Source organism: Nocardia lijiangensis NBRC 108240 (genome assembly GCF_001613045.1).
In the GTDB taxonomy this organism is placed as follows: domain Bacteria; phylum Actinomycetota; class Actinomycetes; order Mycobacteriales; family Mycobacteriaceae; genus Nocardia; species Nocardia lijiangensis.
The window spans coordinates 22733-39974 of sequence record NZ_BDBP01000095.1 but is presented as its reverse complement, the minus strand read 5'-3'; the positions used below and the strand labels follow the sequence as shown (position 1 = coordinate 39974).

The 17242-nt window shown below is 69.7% G+C and carries 17 protein-coding genes; 6 read left to right on the top strand and 11 right to left on the bottom strand.

The features are described 5' to 3' along the window. Positions 1–69: 69 nt before the first annotated feature. The 3 genes from NL1_RS29425 to NL1_RS29415 all read right to left on the bottom strand — a co-directional run bounded on the left by NL1_RS29425 (position 70) and on the right by NL1_RS29415 (position 2304). Positions 70–1374, bottom strand: coding sequence for a hypothetical protein (locus NL1_RS29425; protein ID WP_067846041.1), 1305 nt, complete (start codon positions 1372–1374; stop codon positions 70–72). Beyond that, entirely contained in the window at positions 1371–1694 is a 324-nt protein-coding gene (locus NL1_RS29420) for a hypothetical protein (RefSeq protein ID WP_067846038.1), read from the bottom strand. Before NL1_RS29420 ends, NL1_RS29425 begins: the two co-directional genes overlap by 4 nt. 307 nt (positions 1695–2001) lie before the next feature. Continuing rightward, positions 2002–2304 carry a hypothetical protein gene (locus NL1_RS29415; RefSeq protein ID WP_067846036.1) on the bottom strand — a complete coding sequence of 101 codons (303 nt, stop codon included), beginning with the start codon at positions 2302–2304 and terminating at the stop codon, positions 2002–2004. Between the two features lie 179 nt (positions 2305–2483). Here NL1_RS29415 and NL1_RS29410 point away from each other — a divergent pair, with 179 nt between their 5' ends. Then, positions 2484–3899 carry an MDR family MFS transporter gene (locus NL1_RS29410; protein ID WP_067846033.1) on the top strand — a complete coding sequence of 472 codons (1416 nt, stop codon included), beginning with the start codon at positions 2484–2486 and terminating at the stop codon, positions 3897–3899. 7 nt (positions 3900–3906) lie between these two features. Here the strand turns inward: NL1_RS29410 and NL1_RS29405 are convergent, their stop codons facing one another. The 3 genes from NL1_RS29405 to NL1_RS29395 all read right to left on the bottom strand — a co-directional run bounded on the left by NL1_RS29405 (position 3907) and on the right by NL1_RS29395 (position 6440). Further along, the gene (locus tag NL1_RS29405; RefSeq protein WP_067846030.1) at positions 3907–4665 is read right to left on the bottom strand and encodes a magnesium and cobalt transport protein CorA; all 759 of its coding nucleotides are present in this window, start codon (positions 4663–4665) and stop codon (positions 3907–3909) included. After that, on the bottom strand, positions 4662–4871 hold the full coding sequence (locus NL1_RS29400) for a hypothetical protein (protein ID WP_067846028.1): 210 nt from the start codon (positions 4869–4871) through the stop codon (positions 4662–4664). Before NL1_RS29400 ends, NL1_RS29405 begins: the two co-directional genes overlap by 4 nt. A gap of 132 nt (positions 4872–5003) precedes the next feature. Beyond that, on the bottom strand, positions 5004–6440 hold the full coding sequence (locus NL1_RS29395; RefSeq protein WP_067846025.1) for an amino acid permease: 1437 nt from the start codon (positions 6438–6440) through the stop codon (positions 5004–5006). 163 nt (positions 6441–6603) lie between these two features. On the opposite strand from NL1_RS29395, the gene NL1_RS29390 reads away from it, so the two are divergent. From NL1_RS29390 to NL1_RS29380, 3 genes are all read left to right on the top strand, one after another. Beyond that, positions 6604–7296, top strand: coding sequence for a TetR/AcrR family transcriptional regulator (locus tag NL1_RS29390; RefSeq protein ID WP_067846023.1), 693 nt, complete (start codon positions 6604–6606; stop codon positions 7294–7296). Next, positions 7289–8476: a serine hydrolase domain-containing protein gene (locus NL1_RS29385; RefSeq protein WP_067846020.1), complete on the top strand. Its 1188-nt coding sequence runs from the start codon at positions 7289–7291 to the stop codon at positions 8474–8476. Before NL1_RS29390 ends, NL1_RS29385 begins: the two co-directional genes overlap by 8 nt. Before the next feature lie 65 nt (positions 8477–8541). Continuing rightward, positions 8542–9534: an LLM class flavin-dependent oxidoreductase gene (locus tag NL1_RS29380; protein WP_067846017.1), complete on the top strand. Its 993-nt coding sequence runs from the start codon at positions 8542–8544 to the stop codon at positions 9532–9534. Positions 9535–9552: 18 nt separating this feature from the next. On the opposite strand, the gene NL1_RS29375 is transcribed toward NL1_RS29380, so the two are convergent. Further along, positions 9553–10380, bottom strand: coding sequence for an NADPH-dependent oxidoreductase (locus NL1_RS29375; RefSeq protein ID WP_067846014.1), 828 nt, complete (start codon positions 10378–10380; stop codon positions 9553–9555). A 133-nt stretch (positions 10381–10513) separates the two neighbouring features. Here NL1_RS29375 and NL1_RS29370 point away from each other — a divergent pair, with 133 nt between their 5' ends. Next, positions 10514–11263, top strand: coding sequence for a siderophore-interacting protein (locus tag NL1_RS29370; RefSeq protein ID WP_067846011.1), 750 nt, complete (start codon positions 10514–10516; stop codon positions 11261–11263). Here NL1_RS29370 and NL1_RS29365 read toward each other — a convergent pair. The 4 genes from NL1_RS29365 to NL1_RS29350 all read right to left on the bottom strand — a co-directional run bounded on the left by NL1_RS29365 (position 11260) and on the right by NL1_RS29350 (position 15149). Further along, positions 11260–11994: an HD domain-containing protein gene (locus NL1_RS29365; RefSeq protein ID WP_067846008.1), complete on the bottom strand. Its 735-nt coding sequence runs from the start codon at positions 11992–11994 to the stop codon at positions 11260–11262. The genes NL1_RS29370 and NL1_RS29365 overlap by 4 nt on opposite strands. Before the next feature lie 63 nt (positions 11995–12057). Further along, positions 12058–13005, bottom strand: a complete 948-nt coding sequence (locus NL1_RS29360; protein ID WP_084511102.1) for a GlxA family transcriptional regulator — start codon at positions 13003–13005, stop codon at positions 12058–12060. A gap of 72 nt (positions 13006–13077) precedes the next feature. Next, the gene (yczE, locus tag NL1_RS29355; RefSeq protein WP_067846002.1) at positions 13078–13722 is read right to left on the bottom strand and encodes a membrane protein YczE; all 645 of its coding nucleotides are present in this window, start codon (positions 13720–13722) and stop codon (positions 13078–13080) included. 203 nt (positions 13723–13925) lie between these two features. Beyond that, on the bottom strand, positions 13926–15149 hold the full coding sequence (locus NL1_RS29350) for a cytochrome P450 (protein ID WP_245673639.1): 1224 nt from the start codon (positions 15147–15149) through the stop codon (positions 13926–13928). A gap of 381 nt (positions 15150–15530) precedes the next feature. On the opposite strand from NL1_RS29350, the gene NL1_RS29345 reads away from it, so the two are divergent. Next, positions 15531–17183: a GMC oxidoreductase gene (locus NL1_RS29345; protein ID WP_444980024.1), complete on the top strand. Its 1653-nt coding sequence runs from the start codon at positions 15531–15533 to the stop codon at positions 17181–17183. The last annotated feature ends 59 nt before the right edge of the window (positions 17184–17242 follow it).

The following is a 17242-nucleotide window of genomic DNA, read 5'->3' as shown; positions in this document are numbered from 1 at the left end:
AGCCGCAGCATCGGCAGACCCGTGTCGAACGGATTCGGCTGACCCTGTTCGTTGTTCGACGGGCCCTGGTCAGGGCGCGTCATCGCCGAAGTCGCCGATCACGGCGGCCGGGACGGTGACCGATTCCGGAATCATCGCGGCCGCGGGAACCGTCACGCCGAGCTGGCCGTCGCGCGGCCTGCGGTCTTGGTCGCCGCCCATCGGCGGCGGCATCGCGACGCCGCCGTGCGTGCCAGGCTGTCCGGACGGTTCCGGCGCCGATGGCCTGGGCGACGAGTCCTGCGGCGCGGGCCCGGGCGGGATGATCGACGCGGGCGGCACGGGCCTGGTATCCGGCTTCGGCGCGTCCGGCTTCGCGTTCGGGCCGGTCGCGTTCTGCGACGGGTTCGACGGCGCGCCGCCGCCGAAATCGATCACCTTCGACGGGGTGCCGGATGTGCCGTTTCCGTTGCCGCCGTTCGTGGTACCGCCCGGGTTGACGAGTTCCGGGATCGCCTTCTCGATCACCTTGTCCGCGGACGCCGCCACGGTGTCCATGGCGTGCGTGCCGACTTCGACGATCTTGTCGATCAGATGCGTGCCGATGTCGACGCCCGCCGAGATGGCCGAGGTGCCCAGCTGCACGCCCGCCGAGATGAGCTGCTGTTGCAGCTGGAGCTGGGCGGCCTGCGCCGGATCCAGGGGCTGGCCCTGCACGGTGACGCCGGGGACGGTGGTGGTCGAGTTGCCGCCGACGGACGGCTGGGTGGTGCCGCCGATACCGCCGGGCGCGGTGACGGTGAGCGGGCCCATCTCGTCCAGCCGGCGGGTGTGGTCGTTCATCTCGGTGCGCGCGGTGCCGACGGTGGCGATCGCGTCACGCAGCGCTTGGGCCGCGCGATCGATGACCGCGTCGGCGTCGGGCGCGGCGGTGGCGTTGCCGAGAATCTGCCTGGCGTCGCGGCGGAAGTCGGCGATGATCTGGTCCACCCGGCGCGCGGCGCGCGCGCTGGTGGCCTGGGCGTCACCGAGCACCGACAGGTAGGCGGGTCCGCGATCGGAGATCTCGCCGATCTCGGTCTGGGTGGTGCGCAGCGCGGGCACGGCGGCGTCCGCGCCGCGCGAGGTCCAGGTGGACTCCAGCTGGTACAGACCGTCCCGGTGCGGGCCCTCGGAATCGGCGGCGTGCGTGGACGCGGCCGACAGTGCGCCGGTGATGGCGCGGTCGGGCAGGGTGGCGCCGGTGCCGAGCGAGGCGCGCAGCGAGAGCATCGGCTGCACGAGCGCTGCCACGATCGGCGGGTCCGAGGTGGGATCGTTGCTGACGACCGGCAGCGTGTCGGTGCTGGTCTGTTCCGTCGGCCGCCGTCGGCGTAACCCGCTGAGCCGCCTCATGCCAGCTCCTCCTCGGTCTTCACCAGCGCGGCCGCCGTCTCCGCATCACCGGTCTGCATGGCGCCGCTGTAGTCGCGCAGCACCTGACCGTAGGCGGCCACCAGCTGACCCGCGGTGGACAGTGCCTGGGTGTGCTCGGAGACCGCGGCGGTGAATCTCGCGACGAATTCGGCGCCGACCATACCGAGATCGGCGTCGAGCTTCTGCGGGTTCACCGCGCCGGACGCGGCGGCCGAGGCCTGCGCCAGCTGCTGCGCCACGGTGTCCGCTATCGCGGTATAAGCGGCCATCGCCGCCGGGTCGAGCTTCAGCGTGTCCATCGTTCCCCCTTCACGGAAAACCAAACTCTCGCTGTCGCATCACGGTTGAGCCGATCCTAATGCGCCGCTCCGACACTCGCGCCGGATCGCAACGCCGATGGCACCGTCTGGCCGTGCCGCGCGGGTGTGCCCATCGCCGATGATGTGCACCCGCCCGGTTCGCGACCTTCGTCCAATAGTCGCATGACTCGCCCCGAGATCGGCGGTCTGTCTTGCAATCCGCGGCGAAACGGGCTCGATGCCGCACGGCGTGAACGCTTTTCCTCGGTCGCCCGACCTGGGCTTCAGCGAGTCCGCTCGACCGGCCTCAGCGGGACAGGTCCGGCCACGGCGGGCGCCGGACGATCGCGAGCAGGGCGAGCGTCGCGGACACCAGCCCGATCGTCTGCCCGAACATCGCGATCCGAGTGGCGTCGACGGCGGCTGTCCAGGTGGCCTGGCCGTCCTTCACGACAAAGACGCCGACCGGCCGCGCGACAGGCCGCAGAATGCCGGCGGTCCTCGCGACGGTGACGATGACCGACCCGTCGGCGGTCTCCTGCGGCGTTCCGTAGACGAGCGCGCCCGTGTCGCCGGACCGTGTCGCGCCGAGTTGTTCCAGCAGTGACATTTCCGCCCCTTCGTTCCTCGATCGGATTGCGCCGCGGCGGAAGCCGAGCGCCCAGGCCAGCGTAATGACAACGCGGCCCCGAGGGCGCCCGGCGGCCGCGAGAAATTTCCGTGCGGGAATAGTCGAGGTGCGGCTACGTTCGATCGAGATGGTTAGTCGAACGAACGAAAGGGGCCGCCGTGGCGACCGAGACCGCACAGCCGTCCATCGGACTCCGGTCCGAACGCGGGGCGATTCTCGGCTCGCTGATGCTGGCGACCGGACTCGTCGCCCTCGATTCGACCATCATCGCCACCGCGGTGCTGTCCATCACGGACAGCCTCGGCGGATTCGCCCAGTTCCCCTGGCTTTTCTCGATCTATCTGCTCGCGCAGGCGGTGACGGTGCCGATCTACGGCAAGCTCGCCGACATGGTCGGACGCAAGCCGGTCATCCTGTTCGGCATCGCGGTGTTCGCGCTGGGTTCGCTGCTGTGCGGGCTCGCGGGCAGCATGGTCGCGCTGATCGTGTTCCGCGCGGTGCAGGGCATCGGCGCGGGCGCGATCCAGCCGATGACCATGGTGATCGCGGGCGACCTCTACACCCTCACCGAACGGGCTCGGGTCCAGGGCTATCTGGCCAGCGTGTGGGCGATGTCGTCGGTGGCGGGTCCGCTGCTGGGCGGTGTGTTCGCCGACTTCGTCAGCTGGCGCTGGATCTTCCTGATCAATCTGCCGCTCTCCGCGATCGCGGCCTGGATGCTGGTGCGCAGTTTCACCGAGCGCTCGGTGCGGCGCAGCCAGGACATCGACTATCTCGGCGCGGGCCTGCTGACGCTGGGCGCGGGCGCGATCATCCTCGGCCTGCTCGAGGGCGGGCAGGCGTGGGCGTGGTCCTCCCCCACGAGCATCGGCATCTTCGCCGGCGGCGGTCTCGTCCTGGTCGTGTTCGCGCTCGTGGAGCGGCGGGCGGCGAATCCGATTCTGCCGCTGTGGGTCTTCACCCGCCGGGTGGTGGTGGCCAGCAGCCTGGTCTCGGTGCTGATCGGCGCGGTGCTGATCGGCCTGACCTCCTACGTGCCGACCTTCACCCAGGGCGTGCTCGGCACCAGCGCGCTGGTGGCCGGACTCACCGTCGGCGCGCTCACCCTCGGCTGGCCGCTGGCCGCCTCCCAGGCTGGAAAGGTCTATCTGCGCATCGGCTTTCGCGGCAGTGCCCTCATCGGCAGCGGACTCGCCACGCTCGGGGCCGCGTCCACCGTGCTCATCGACGAGCACTCCACGCTGTGGCAGATCGCCGCGTCCTGTTTCGTGATCGGCACCGGCATGGGCCTGGTCGCGACGCCGACCTTGATCGCCGCGCAGACCAGCGCCGAATGGCACGAACGCGGGGTGGTGACCTCGGCCAACATGTTCGCCCGCTCGATCGGCAGCGCCGTCGGCGTCGCGGTGTTCGGCGCCATCGTCAACTCCCGGGTCGGCGAGACCGATCACCCCGCCCCGCAGACGCTGGCCTCGGCGGTGCACCTGGTCTTCGTGACCGTCGCGGCGATGGCCGCGGTCATGCTGGTGGCCTCGGCCGTGATGCCGAGCCGCCGAGCCGACGGCACGACCTGAGCCTGGTTCACTCCGCGGCGCGGCAGCCTTCGATCTCGGCGAGCGCACGGTCGCGCTGGACGGCGGGCAGCCCGGCGGCCGCCGCGCGCATGGACTGGACAGCGTCCGGCGAGAGCGCGGACAGGGTGGTGCGGAACTCGGCCCACAGATCGTGGTCGGCGGTGGCGTGCAGCATGTCCGCGAGCTTCGGCGCGGGGACGAGCCCGACGAAGCGTTCGAGCTGCCCGGCCTCGTCGACCAGGAACGCCGTGCGGGTCAGCGCGAGCCCGTCCAATGCCGCGGCGGTGGCGCGTGCCGCCTCGTTGGAGATCGATGACATCAGGTCGCCGAGGGTGATCCAGTCGGCTCGCGCGGCGAGTTGCTCGGCGACGGACACGACCGTGGCCGAGGGCAGCCCGGCGATGATGGTCGCCGCGCGGCGGGCGTCGAGCTGGGCGGCGATGTCGGCGAGGAAATCGGGAGGCAGGCGGCGGGCCACCTCGACCGCGTGCCCCGGGTCGAGCACCGCCGACATCTTGGCGGCCAGCAGCGCGTTGCGGTGACGACCGACCAGCTTGACCAGGATCGGCGTGGGAATGACCTTGGCGGCGCGGCCGATTCGGCGCAGCCCGACGGACTGGTGGTCGAAGAGCATGTCGGCGACTTGGAAACGGAACAGGCGCAATTCCGTGTCGGGCACGTCGGCCAGGTATCCGAGATCGTCCACCGAAACGTGCAGCGTCCTGGCCAGTTTGACCAGCTGGGGGTCGGCGGCCGGGGCGGTCACAGCCGCACCGCCTTCTTCACCGCGCCGCGCAGCATCCGCGGCACCAGATCGAGCAGGGAGTTCGCCGCCGCCTGAAGGTCGTAGAACTCCTTGCGCTCCGCGCGCTCGACGGTCTCGGCCAGTTCGGCCTGCCGGTCCGGCGGCAGCGCCGCGACGGATGGGGGCAGGTCGCCGGAAATCAATTCGGCCAGCGTTTTCTGCGCCATCGCTACCTCCGTGCATCGGACGGATTCGGGCTCGCGGACCCCTTCGCCCCACGGTAGCGAACGGTGGCCGGAAAACGGGTCGCCCCGCGCCGTGGCGGCGCGGGGCGACGTGTTCGGAGCCGACCGGGCCGCTCACCGCACCGAGACGTCCTCCGTCTCGCGCGCGCCACCGCCGAGTTTCTCCATCACCAGGTAGCCGCCGCACACCAGCACCGCCCAGACCGCGCCGACGACGATCGCGGTGCGGCCGCTCTCGGTCCAGAACAGCAGCACCACGACGAGACCGAGGAAAGCCAGCGCGGCCACCGAGGTCACCGGCGCACCGGGCAGGCGGTAGTCGCTGGCGGGCAGCAGTCCACGGGCGACCTTCGCGCGGTAGAGCAGATGGCAGACCAGGATCATGCCCCACACGAAGATGATGCCGATGGTCGAGACCGAGGTGATGTAGGCGAACGCCTTGTCCGGCGAGATCACGTTCACCACGACGCCGATGATCATTGCCGCGGCCGAGGCGGTGATGCCGATGTAGGGCACCGAACGGCCGCTCAGCTCGCTGAACCGGGCGGGGGCCTCCTGGCGCAGCGACAGGCTGCGCAGCATGCGGCCGGTCGAGTAGATGCCGGAGTTGCACGACGAGAGCGCCGCCGTCAGCAGCACGAAGTTGATGATGCCCGCGGCCGCCGGGATGCCGATCTGCTCGAACACCTCCACGAACGGGCTCTTGCCCGCGTGGAAGGAGCGCCAGCTCGCCACCGACATGATGACCACCAGCGCGCCGACGTAGAACAGGCCGATGCGGAAGGGCAGGGTGTTGATCGCCTTGCGCAGCGTGGTGCGCGGGTCGCGCGCCTCGCCCGCCGTCACGCCGACCAGCTCCACGCCGACGTAGGCGAACAGCACGATCTGCAGCACCAGCAGGGACTGGCCGAAGCCGTTCGGGAACACGCCGCCGTCGGCCCACAGGTTCGTCACCGTCGGGTCGGTCGCGTGGCCGATGCCGAAGACCAGCACGCCGATGCCGATGGCGATCATCGCCAGGATGGCGGTGACCTTGATGGCGGAGAACCAGAACTCGCCCTCGCCGAACAACCGCACCGAGATCATGTTGGCCGCGAACATCACCCCGAGCACCACCAGCGCGGTGATCCACGGGTCGATGTCGAACCAGTACTGCACGTACTTGCCCGCGACGGTGATCTCGGCCATGCAGGTCGCGACCCAGACCGCCCAGTAGGTCCAGCCCGTCACGAAACCGGCGAAGCGGCCGAGGAATTCGTGCGCGTACTCCGCGAAGCTGCCGGAGACCGGCCGGTAGGTGAGCAGTTCACCGAGCGCGCGCATGATCACGAAGATCGCCAGGCCCGCGGCCAGGTAGGCCAGGATCAGCGCGGGCCCGGCCTGTTCGATGGCGCCGCCCGCGCCGTAGAACAAGCCGGTGCCGATGGCGCCGCCGATGGCGATCATCTGGATCGTGCGCGGGTTCAGACCCCGCGCGTAGCCCTCCTCGCCCGGCCCGGCCGAGTCGGACAGCGTCGCGTCGGCAAGCAGCCGGCGGCCGGAGGCTGTCATAGGTGCAGTCCTTCCCTCATCCGAAAGATCAGCACGTCACGGTACCGGCGGCGGCCGGGGAGCCCGCGGCGCGGTCCGCACGACGGAGCTGTTGCCCGTCGCGGGATTCCCTGTCACCATCGTTGTCATCATTGATGACAACAACGGTGACGAAGGAGCAGGCATGTCCGGCAAGACCGCCCGCCCGCACCGGTTGACCAGGGATCGCATCGTGGCGGCGGCGGTGGACATCGCCGCGCGCGGCCGCCCCGACGGACTGACCGGACGCGCACTCGGCGAGGAACTCGGCGTCGACCGGTCGGCGGTGTGGCGGCACTTCGCGGACAAGGACACGCTGCTGCGCGCGGTCGGCGACCGGCTGCTCTCCCTGGCCTACCACCGGGTGCCCGCCGGGCTCGAACCCAAGCCGCGGCTGGAGGCGCTGGCCAGAGCGGTCGTCGCGGTCTTCGTCGGGCACCCGTACGTCGGCGCGGCGATCGCGTCGCGCACCACCCGCGGGCCCGGTGAGTTCGCGGTGGTCGACATGATGCTCACGGCGCTGGCCGAACTGGGCCTCTCCCCCGACGACGTGGTCCGCTACCAGCGCATGCTCGCCGTGAGCGTGCTGTCCTACGCCGGTGTCAGCGCGAGTTACGCGGTGCTGCCGCAGAAGGTGCGCGATGCCGACGAAAGGTCGTGGACGCGTGAGTATTACGCGGTGGACGCCGAACAGTATCCGGGCATCGCCGAATACGCGACACGGTTGGCCGCGGTCGGCCCGGACCTGGTGCTGGACACCATGATCGAGGCCTTCTGGACCGCGGTCGACGCGCGCATCCCGTCGAATACCAACGAGCGGAACAATTCTGATGACTGACCAGCCCACCCCCACCTCCCGGCTGCGCCGCTACGCACCGCGGATCGTCGTCGCCCTCGGCCTGATCGTGGCCGTGGTCGTCGGCGCCGCCTTCGCCGCCGCGCCGCTGCTGCACATTCCGGGACCGGCCACGCTCGCGCACCTGCTGCGCGACGCGCCGTCGACACAGGGCAGCCTGTTCGAGAGCCGGACCGTTCCGGCCGCGGCGGCCCCTCGCCCCTTCCCCCGCGCGACGGCGCCGCTGCCGGACACGGTGCCCTGGAAGGGTTCTCACGTTCCTGTCGCAGACTTCCTCGCCGCCACCCGAACCAACTCGTTCCTGGTGCTGCGCGACGGCACGCTGACTCACGAGTGGTTTCGCTCGGGCGTCGGCCCCACCACCAGGCAGTCCTCGTGGTCGGTCGCGAAATCCGTGGTGTCCCTGTTGATCGGGCGCGCCGTCGAGGCGGGCACGCTGCGCGAGGACGACCGGCTCGTCGACATCCTGCCCGAACTCGCCGACGGCACCGAATTCGACAGCATCACCCTGCGCCACCTCCTCGACATGACCTCCGGCGTGGACGTCTCCGAGAACTACAACCCCTACTGGCCGCTCACCGGCACCGCCCGCATGTATCTCACCGAGGATCTGAGCGGTTTCGTTCGCGATCACCGCGGGCTGGAGTTCGCGCCGGGCAGCCAAGGCGATTACCGCAGCGTGGACACCCAGCTGCTCGGCATGGCGCTGGCCAGAGCGACCGGCACACCGCTCGGTGACCTACTCGCCCAACAGATCTGGGCTCCGATCGGCGCCGAGGACGACGCGCTGTGGAACCTCGACCGGGCGGGCGGGCAGGAGAAGGCGTTCTGCTGCCTCAACGCCACCGCCCGCGATTTCGCCAAGATCGGCCAGCTGGTGCTCGACGGCGGACGCGTCGGCGCCACCCAGGTGATCCCGCCCATGTGGATCGAGCGGATCTCCACGCCCGCGCCGCTGCCCGTCTCCGAGTGGGGATACGGCGCGCAGTGGTGGCACCCGACCGGCGCCGAACCCGACCTGATGGCCATCGGCGTGTACGGCCAGTACATCTATGTCGACCCGCCGAGCCGCACCGTCATCGTCAAGCTCAGCGACCACGGAACCACCGAGGACGAAGAGGACACGATCGAGGTCTTCCGGGCCCTCGCGGGCTCCCGCTGACGCGCCGGAAATATGCCGACGCCGCCGGACGTTGCACCGGTGGCCGTCTGCCCCGGAGGAGCCGCATGATCGACGTCCCGCTGTCCGTTCTGGATCTCGCACCCGTGCAGACCGGCACGAGCCCCGGCGAGGCGCTCGCCGCGACCACCGAATTGGCGCGGCGGACCGAGGCGTTGGGGTATCGGCGGTTCTGGGTGGCCGAGCACCACAACATGCCGGGCATCGCCAGCTCGTCGCCGAGCGTGGTGATCGCGCATCTGGCGGCGGCGACCGCGCGGATGCGGGTGGGTTCGGGCGGGGTCATGCTGCCCAACCACGCGCCTCTGGTCGTCGCCGAACAGTTCGGCACCCTCGACGCCTTGCATCCGGGCCGGATCGATCTGGGCATCGGGCGCGCCCCCGGCACCGACCAGGCGACCGCCCTCGCCCTGCGGCGCACCGCCGAAGGACTGTCGGCGGAATCGTTCCCCAGCGAGCTGGCCGATCTGCTGCGGTACTTCCGCGGCGCGGGACCGGGCGGCATCACCGCGACGCCCGGCCGCGGTGCGGCGCCGGAGATCTGGCTGCTCGGTTCCAGCGGCTACAGCGCGCAGGTGGCGGCGGTGCTCGGCGTGCGCTTCGCCTTCGCGCACCACATCAGCCCGAACAACACCGAGGCCGCACTCGCGTTGTACCGCGACAACTTCCGTCCCTCCGAACACCTCGAGCGCCCGCACGCCATGGTCGCCTTCTCGGCGATCTGCGCCGACACCGACGAGCGCGCCGACGCCTTGGCGCGCCCGCGCGACTTGGCCTTCCTGTACCTGACGTCCGGTCGGGCGCGGGCGCTGCCGACGCCGGAGGAGGCCGCGGCCTTCCAGCCCACCGAGCGCGAGAGTCACTTCATCGCGCAGCGCCGCGCCGGACAGGTGATGGGCTCGCCGGAGACGGTGCGCGCACAGCTCGAAGACCTGTTGCGCCGCACCGAGGCCGACGAGCTGATGCTCAACACCCTCGTCTACGACATCGAGGACCGCGCCCGCTCCTTCGAGCTCATCGCGAAACTCGCGGCCGCCTAGCCCCAGCGCAACCCAGTCTCAGTGCAGCGGGAAACCGTGCCCGCCCAATGCTTCTCGCAAGCGGTCGCGACCGTTGAGACTCTGCGCCGAGGCCAACCGGTCCAGCACCCGCTCGGTCCAGGAGTGCGTGAGCCCCTGCTCGGCATAGAACTCCGCGATCCGATCCTCGTACTCCGCGACGTGCGCGCGCTGGGCCGCCAGCTCGTAGGTTTCCTGGTGCAGCACCGCGGCCTGCGGAAGCCGCGGCTTCACCGTGGCGGGCTCGGCCGGATCGGGATGACCGACCACGAGCCCGAACACCGCGAAAACCTGAGGCGGAAGGCGCAATTCGGCGGCGACCTGTTCGGGCTTGTTGCGCAACGCGCCGATGTAGACGGTGCCGAGCCCGAGCGATTCCGCCGCGACGACGGCGTTCTGCGCGGCGAGAGCGGCGTCGATGAAGCCCACGTAACTGGATTCGAGGTAGTCGGCGCCGTCCAGCGGGGCGCCGCGGTCGTCGGCGAGCTGGCGGAGCCTGGCGAAATCCGCGGTCCACACCAGCAGCACCGGCGCCCGCTCGATGTGCGCCTGACCGCCCGCCAGCGCCGCCAGCCGCGCCTTGCGCGCCTCGTCGCGGACCGCGACCACGCTCCACACCTGCAGGTTGGACGAGGTCGGCGCGGATTGGGCTGCGGAGATCAGCAGCCGAAGGACGTCGTCGGACACCGGATCGGGCAGGTAGCTGCGCACCGATCGGTGTTCGTGCAATACCCGCAGGACGGGGTTCCAGTGGGCGGGTTCGACCGGTGTCGCGTCGCGGTAGCGCTGGCGCAGGGCCTCGGTCGGGGTCGGTGCGGTCCGGGTCATGCCCTCATCTTGGCCACGGACGCAAGGTCCGTCTGCGGTAACCCTCACTGTGAGCCGAACGACCCCCGCTACGTCACAAACCCAGGTACGGTTGGTAAGGCATACCTAAATAGTCGAATTCAGGGAGGTTACCTTGGCACGTCCCCGCACCACCCTCACCGTGCTGCGCACCGAATGGCTGACCCCGCACCTGATCCGCGTCCACTTCGGCGGTCCCGGCTTCGCCGCGTTCCAGCCCAGCGAGTACACCGACTCCTATGTGAAGTTCATCTTCCCGCGCGACGGCGTCGAGGTGCTGCGCACCTACACCGTCCGCTCGGTGGACATCGACGCCGGAGTGCTCGCCGTCGACTTCGTCTTCCACGGTTCGGAGGGCATCGCGGGGCCGTGGGCGGCCTCGGTCCAGCCCGGCGAGACCATCGACCTGCACGGGCCGGGCGGCGCGTACTCCCCGCGCGACGACGCGGACTGGCACCTGCTCGCCGGTGACGAGGCGGCGCTGCCCGCGATCGCCGCCGCGCTGGAGGCCATGCCCGCAGGCGCCGTCGGCCACGCCTTCGTCGAGGTGTCGGGACCGGACGACGAGCTGAAGCTGGACAAGCCTGCGGGCGTCGAGTTCACCTGGCTGCACCGCGGCGCGCGACCCGCGGGCGAATTGCTCGCCGAGACCGTGCGGGCCACCCCGTGGCAGGACGGCCGGGTTCAGGTGTTCATCCACGGCGAGGCGCAGGCCGTGATGCACGACCTGCGCCGCTATATCCGCAGGGAACGGCAGGTGCCCGCGGAGTGGGCCGCGTCGATCTCGGGCTATTGGCGCCGCGGGCGCACCGAGGAAGCCTTCCGCCAGTGGAAGGCCGACCTGGCCACCGCGGAAAAGTCCTAGTCGCCCCAGCCGCTCGTGGCGAGAATCGCGTCCCAGGTCAGGTAGGGCAGCTCCGGGTGGCGCTGCCGGAGGATGTCGCCGGGCAGCGAGCCGGGCGGCGCCTTGCGCGGATTCGCCAGCGCCTGCCTTTCGACGGAATCGGCCAGGGCCCGGCTGCCGCCGTGCCTGGGGTACCGCGCGTGCACGAGATCGGCGTAGCCGGGCGGGAAGTCGGCCGGGCTGGCGCCGATGTCGAGGCCGATGCCCTGCACCGCGACCCAGATCTCCGGCCTGCGCCGGCGACGGTAGACGGGTGAATCGCTGAGACCCGACGTGTGCGCGGCTATCGCATCCCAGACGACGTCCACCCGGTCGTCGGTGACGCCGTTGTCCTCGAGGAAGCGGGCGGCGTAGTCCGCACCGTCGACCTCGAAACGCTGGTCGCCGTTGGCGATGTCACCGAGGCCGATGTCGTGCAGCGCGCAGATCAGATACATCAGCTCCTCGTCGTAGCCCGATCCGGGAGCCAGACCGTGCTGGGCCGCGACGGCCCGGCTGAACAGGAAGCCGCGCACGCTGTGGTTACGCAGGTGCGGCGCCAGCTCCCGGTCGATGAGTTCGGTGGCGCGGGCCGCCAGCGGCGTGGACGGCAGGGCCAGCGGATCCTCCTGCGCCGCAGCGTGATCGGCGGACCAGGCGAGCGCGGCGCCCGCCAAACCGGCGCCGAGCGCGGCACGACGTGACATGGACATGGGTCTCCCCTCGTTCGGTGAAAAGAACCGCGACGCCGCGGGATACGGCGCGCGGACGGGAATTCAGCGCGTCGCCGCGCGGAATCTGTTGCGATAGTCGGTGGGCGTGACGCCGAGCCGTTTCAGGAAGGTGCGGCGCATGGTCTCCTCGGAGCCGAGTCCGCTGCGCCGCGCGACGGTCACCACGCCCTCGTCGCCCGCCTCCAGCAGGCGCTGGGCCGTCTCGATCCGCGCCCGCTCCACGTACTGCGCCGGTGTCATCCCGATCTCCTTGCGGAACAACCTGGTCAGGTGTCGTTCGCTGACGGAGGCGCGGGCCGCCAGCGCGGCCAGGCTGTGGTCGGCGGCCGGGTCGGCGACGACCGAGTCGACCGCCGCGCGCAGTCCGCTCGCGCGCGGCGTCGCGGTGCCCGTGTGCAGACTGAACTGGGACTGGCCGCCGGGGCGGCGCAGAAACACCACGAGGTGTTTGGCGATCGAGCGGGCCGCCTCGGGCCCGTGGTCCTCCTCCACCAGCGCCAGCGCCATGTCGATGCCCGCGCTCACGCCCGCCGAGGTGACGATCCGTCCGTCGCGCACGTAGATGGCGTCCGGTTGCACGGCGATACGCGGAAACCGTTGCGCCAGTTCGGTACAGGCCAGCCAATGCGTCGTCGCCCGCCGCCCGTCCAGCATCCCCGCCTCGGCAAGCACGAAGGCGCCGGTGCAGACCGACGCCACCCGGCGTGCCGAATCCGCGGCGGCTCCGACCGCCCGCACCAGGTCAGGCGGAAGCGACTGCCCCACCGCGTAACCCGGCACGAGCAGGGTGTCGGCCCCGGCCGCGAGGTCATCGATCGTGCCCTCCACGCCGAGCGGTGCGCCGACGTCGGTGCGGACCGGCGCGCCGTCCGGCGAGGCGAAGCGGATGCGGTGGCCCGCCCAGTGCAACACCTGCACCGGTCCTGCGACGTCGAGCAGCAGCACACCCTCCGCGATCGCCACCACCACATCGCTGCGATTCGATTCCATACGCCCAGTCTGTGCGGGCGCGGGCATGTCCTCAAGGACACGCAACCCACGGATCCGGACAGGCGATATCCCTCAGCTATCCACGGCGGCGGGCTCGGCGGCGGGGTTCGGCGTGGGGCGGCCGACGGTGTGGAAGCCGGGGAGGTAGCGGTCGACGGCGGGGATCATGAGTTGGATCAACGGCCCGATGCCGAAGGCGTAGACGAGCGTGCCGATACCGACGCTGCCGCCGAGGAGCCAGCCGGTGGCCAGCACCGTCACCTCGATGGTGGTGCGGATCAGCCGGACCGACCAGCCGGTGCGACGGACCAGACCAGTCATCAGTCCATCGCGCGGACCGGGTCCCATGCCCGCGCCGATGTAGAGCACGGTGGCCACGGCGTTGAGCACGACGGCCGCGAGCATCGCGGCGACGCGCACCGGCAGCGATTCCCCTGTCGGAAGCAGCCACAGTCCGGCGTCCACCGACAACCCGATGACCACGATATTGCTGACCGTGCCCAGACCGGGCCGCTGGCGCAACGGAATCCAAGCGAGCAGGACCACCGCGCCGGTCACCGCGGTGACCGCGCCGAAGCTGAGCGGCACGTGCTCGGCCACGCCCTGGTGGAACACGTCCCACGGGTCGAGTCCGAGCCCGGCGCGCACCATCACCGCCATGGAGAACCCGTACAACCACAATCCGCTGTAGAGCGCGACCAACCGCCGGAAAAGCATTCGCCCAGCATGCCGACTACTGGCCTGCGCTAACAGAGCCAGTCGCCAATAACTGGTTCGCTATGTGCGGGCGAACTATCGGTCCACCGGTGAATTCGAGCGCGGGGTGGTGCATGTCGCGGGCGGACGACGTACCCGTGCACATCGATAGCGGCAGAACGTCGGCCCGGCGCCGATGTCATCGACGTCGTGATCCGCAACAGCTAGTTGGCAGATAGTTTGGCGGGCATGGAGCGGTAGCTGTTCAGGTTCACCAGGCCACGCGGGATCGGCGGGCCGTCCAGACGCAGATCCGGGTACCGCTCGAAGAGGGCTCGCAGCCCGATGGCGCCCTCCAATCGGGCGAGGTGGGCTCCCAGGCAGCTGTGCACCCCGCTACTGAACGAGAGATGTTCCGCGGCGTTGGCCCTGGTCACATCGAATCGTTCGGGATCGGGGAAGACGGTGGGGTCCTTGTTGGCGCCCTGCAGCAACAGCAGGATCAGGGAACCGGATTCGACGTGCTGATCGGCGATGTCGATGTCGCAACTCGCGATGCGGCCCGTGATCCGTATGGGGCCGTCGTAGCGCAGGATTTCCTCGACCGCGCCCGGCCACAGCTCCGGCTGCGCCTTCAGCAATTCCAGCTGGTCCGGATGGCGTGTCAGCAGGGCGATTCCGTTGCCGAGCATGTTCACCGTGGTCAAGAATCCGGCGTCGAGCAGCAGCTCCGCGTTGGCAATCTGCTCGCGGCGGGTGAGCTCGCCACCTATCACCAGCAGGCTGAGCACATCGTCGCCCGGTTCGGCGGCGAGCCCGGCGATGTGCTGGTCGAAATACCGCTGCCCCTCGGCCAAGTCTTCGATGGCGCGGCGGAAAGCGGCCCAGGTCAGGCCTCGGTCGAGCAACGGCGCACCGGTGTCTCCCCACCTCAGCAGGGTCGAATGCATGTCGGCGGACAACCCGAGAATTTCGGCGATGATCGAGATGGGCAACTGCTCGGAGAAGTCGCTGATCAGATCCGGTCGCGGCGTCGAATTCAGGCGTTCGAGCAGGTCATCGGTCACCTCGACCACCCGCTCCTCGAGTTTGGCTATCGCCTTCGGGGCGAATGCCTGCCCGACCAGGCGCCGGTACTTGGTGTGCTCCGGCGGATCGGTCACCAGCATCGAGGGCGGTTCCGCGAGGTTGGGAAGCTCCAGATCTGTCTTGGTCAGTACCCATCGCATCGCCTTCGGCAGGGCTCGATTGCTGGGCGTGAACGTCCCGAAGCGACGGTCCCGCAGGATGAGCCTGCACAGTTCGTGGTCCGCGGTCACGCGCACCTGCTGCGCTATCGTGGGCATCCGGCCCCGCTGCCGGATCGCCTCTACGGCGCGCGGCGCGCCGCGCGCGCGATCCGGACCGACCACGATCTGCGCGAAGGGATCGCCCCGGCGTGCCGACACCAAAAGATAGGTCCGTGCCAGGCGATGGAGGACCAGCCACCGTATCCACGCGCGCGCCAACATTTCGTCACCTCCCACGCCGGATCTCCCCATGCTAGAGCGCCGCCGCCGGCACGATGGCTAATTCTCGGCTAGCCGACGTCGACGACCGGGGCGGGAAAGCACTGCTCATGGCCGTCACAGTGGTCGATCGCGCCGACTCCCGCTCTGCGGTCCTGCCACGCAGGTAGCGTGGTAGAGCGGACTTTGCCTCGAACAGCAAGCTCCGAGGTAGCACATCGCAATGATCATCGCCATGACCCGGCCCGCCCGCGCGTAACCGAGTTTTCCCAACACAAAACCAAGAGGTATGGGGATGTGATGGAGCGACCTTCAGATCACGTGAGGGCCACGATGGACCGGCGCGGTTTCGTCAAGGGCGTCGGCCTGGCCGCCGCGATGCTCGGTCTTGCGGGTGGAGCCACGGCGGCGGGCACTTCTCCGGTGTGGGCCGATGACTACCGCCCGAGCCCGAATTCGCTGATGTACCGCGTACTGGTGCCGGAGATCTTCGCTCCGCTGCCGGATCCGGCCGACCATGTGCCTGCGATCGTCATCGGATCGGGGTTCGGGGCATCCATCGCCGCGCTGCGCCTGGCACAGTCCGGGACCGAGGTCGCGGTGCTCGAGCGCGGGTCGCGCTGGCCGAATGATCCGTGGCGCAACATCTTCGCTGTCGACACGGTTCCGGATGGCCGTGGCTTCTGGCATCGCACCACGTTCACCGGCGTGAACCGGGTCCCCATGTCGTTCGATCTGTTCGGCGGGGTCCTCGACGTTTCCAATTACCCGGGCATCGACGTGTGGCGCGGTGCGTGTGTGGGCGGTGGCTCGGTGGTGTTCACCGGGGTGATGATCGAGCCCGAGCAGCGGTTCTTCGACCACGTCTTCGGCGGTGTGGTCGACTACCGCGAGATGCATGACGTCTACTACCCCAGAGTCCGAGAGACGTTGCGACCGAGCCCGATACCGGACGACATCTATCGCTCGTTCGCGTTCGCGCACGCGCGGGCCTGGGACGATCAGGTCCGCGCGGCCGGCTTCATACCGCAGCGTATCGACGGCATGTGGAATTGGAACATCATCCGCGACGAGCTGGCCGGACGATCGAAGCCGTCGGCAACGGTCGGCTGTTCGAACCTCGGCAATTCCAACGGCGCGAAGTTCGATCTGAACCAGAACTACCTGCGCTATGCCGAGGCCACCGGCCGCGCCCGGATCTACCCGGGCCACCGCGTAGACGCCATCGCCAAGGAGCCGGGAGCGTCGGGTCGCTATACCGTTGCCTTGACCAAACTCGCACCTACCGGCGAGGTGCTCCGAACCCGGACGCTGACCTGCGACAAGTTGTTCCTCGGTGCGGGCTCTATCGGCACCTCCGAGCTGTTGGTGCGCGCGCGGGATACCGGCGCGCTGCCGAACCTGAACGAACACATCGGCGAGGGCTGGGGCAGTAACGGTGATGTCGGCATGGCGCGACCGCTCAGCTCACTCGACCTGGGCACGCAGGGCGCACCGTCCGCGAGCCGGATTCTGGACGAGGCGGGCACACCTGTGTCGCTGGAGAACTGGTTCATCCCCGGCGTGACGCCTTTCGACATCGGCACTCTCGCCTCGCTGGCCCTCGTGCTCGACGACACCCGCGGTCGGTTCGTCTACGACCCGACCACTGGGCGGGTGGACCTGCAGTGGCCTGACAACGGCGCGGCCGGCTACCTCGCGCGAGCGCTGGAAGTCAACGCCAAGGCGGCGTGCCACTGCCAGACCATCGGCCTTCCGGTCATAGGTGGGGACGCCTCATTCACCGCACATCCGTTGGGCGGCGCTGTGATCGGACGCGCAACAGACGGGTACGGCCGGGTGCGCGGTTATCGAGGCCTGTACGTAGTGGATGGGGCGGCTGTGCCCGGCAGCACCGGAACAGTGAACCCGGCGTTGACGATCAGCGCGCTGGCCGAGCGCAATATCGAACAGATCATCAGTTCCGGGGAATAGTCGGGGCCGGGATGCACTCGCTCGGTCAGAGGAAATTCGCAATAGGGCGTCGAGGTAAT

Excerpts from the sequence above, each read along its gene's own strand:
- NL1_RS29425 (WP_067846041.1), bottom strand. The coding sequence starts at position 1,374 with ATGAGGCGGCTCAGCGGGTTACGCCGACGGCGGCCGACGGAACAGACC.
- NL1_RS29420 (WP_067846038.1), bottom strand. The coding sequence starts at position 1,694 with ATGGACACGCTGAAGCTCGACCCGGCGGCGATGGCCGCTTATACCGCG.
- NL1_RS29415 (WP_067846036.1), bottom strand. The coding sequence starts at position 2,304 with ATGTCACTGCTGGAACAACTCGGCGCGACACGGTCCGGCGACACGGGC.
- NL1_RS29400 (WP_067846028.1), bottom strand. The coding sequence starts at position 4,871 with ATGGCGCAGAAAACGCTGGCCGAATTGATTTCCGGCGACCTGCCCCCA.
- NL1_RS29395 (WP_067846025.1), bottom strand. The coding sequence starts at position 6,440 with ATGACAGCCTCCGGCCGCCGGCTGCTTGCCGACGCGACGCTGTCCGAC.
- NL1_RS29390 (WP_067846023.1), top strand. The coding sequence starts at position 6,604 with ATGTCCGGCAAGACCGCCCGCCCGCACCGGTTGACCAGGGATCGCATC.
- NL1_RS29385 (WP_067846020.1), top strand. The coding sequence starts at position 7,289 with ATGACTGACCAGCCCACCCCCACCTCCCGGCTGCGCCGCTACGCACCG.
- NL1_RS29380 (WP_067846017.1), top strand. The coding sequence starts at position 8,542 with ATGATCGACGTCCCGCTGTCCGTTCTGGATCTCGCACCCGTGCAGACC.
- NL1_RS29375 (WP_067846014.1), bottom strand. The coding sequence starts at position 10,380 with ATGACCCGGACCGCACCGACCCCGACCGAGGCCCTGCGCCAGCGCTAC.
- NL1_RS29365 (WP_067846008.1), bottom strand. The coding sequence starts at position 11,994 with ATGTCCATGTCACGTCGTGCCGCGCTCGGCGCCGGTTTGGCGGGCGCC.
- NL1_RS29360 (WP_084511102.1), bottom strand. The coding sequence starts at position 13,005 with ATGGAATCGAATCGCAGCGATGTGGTGGTGGCGATCGCGGAGGGTGTG.
- yczE (WP_067846002.1), bottom strand. The coding sequence starts at position 13,722 with ATGCTTTTCCGGCGGTTGGTCGCGCTCTACAGCGGATTGTGGTTGTAC.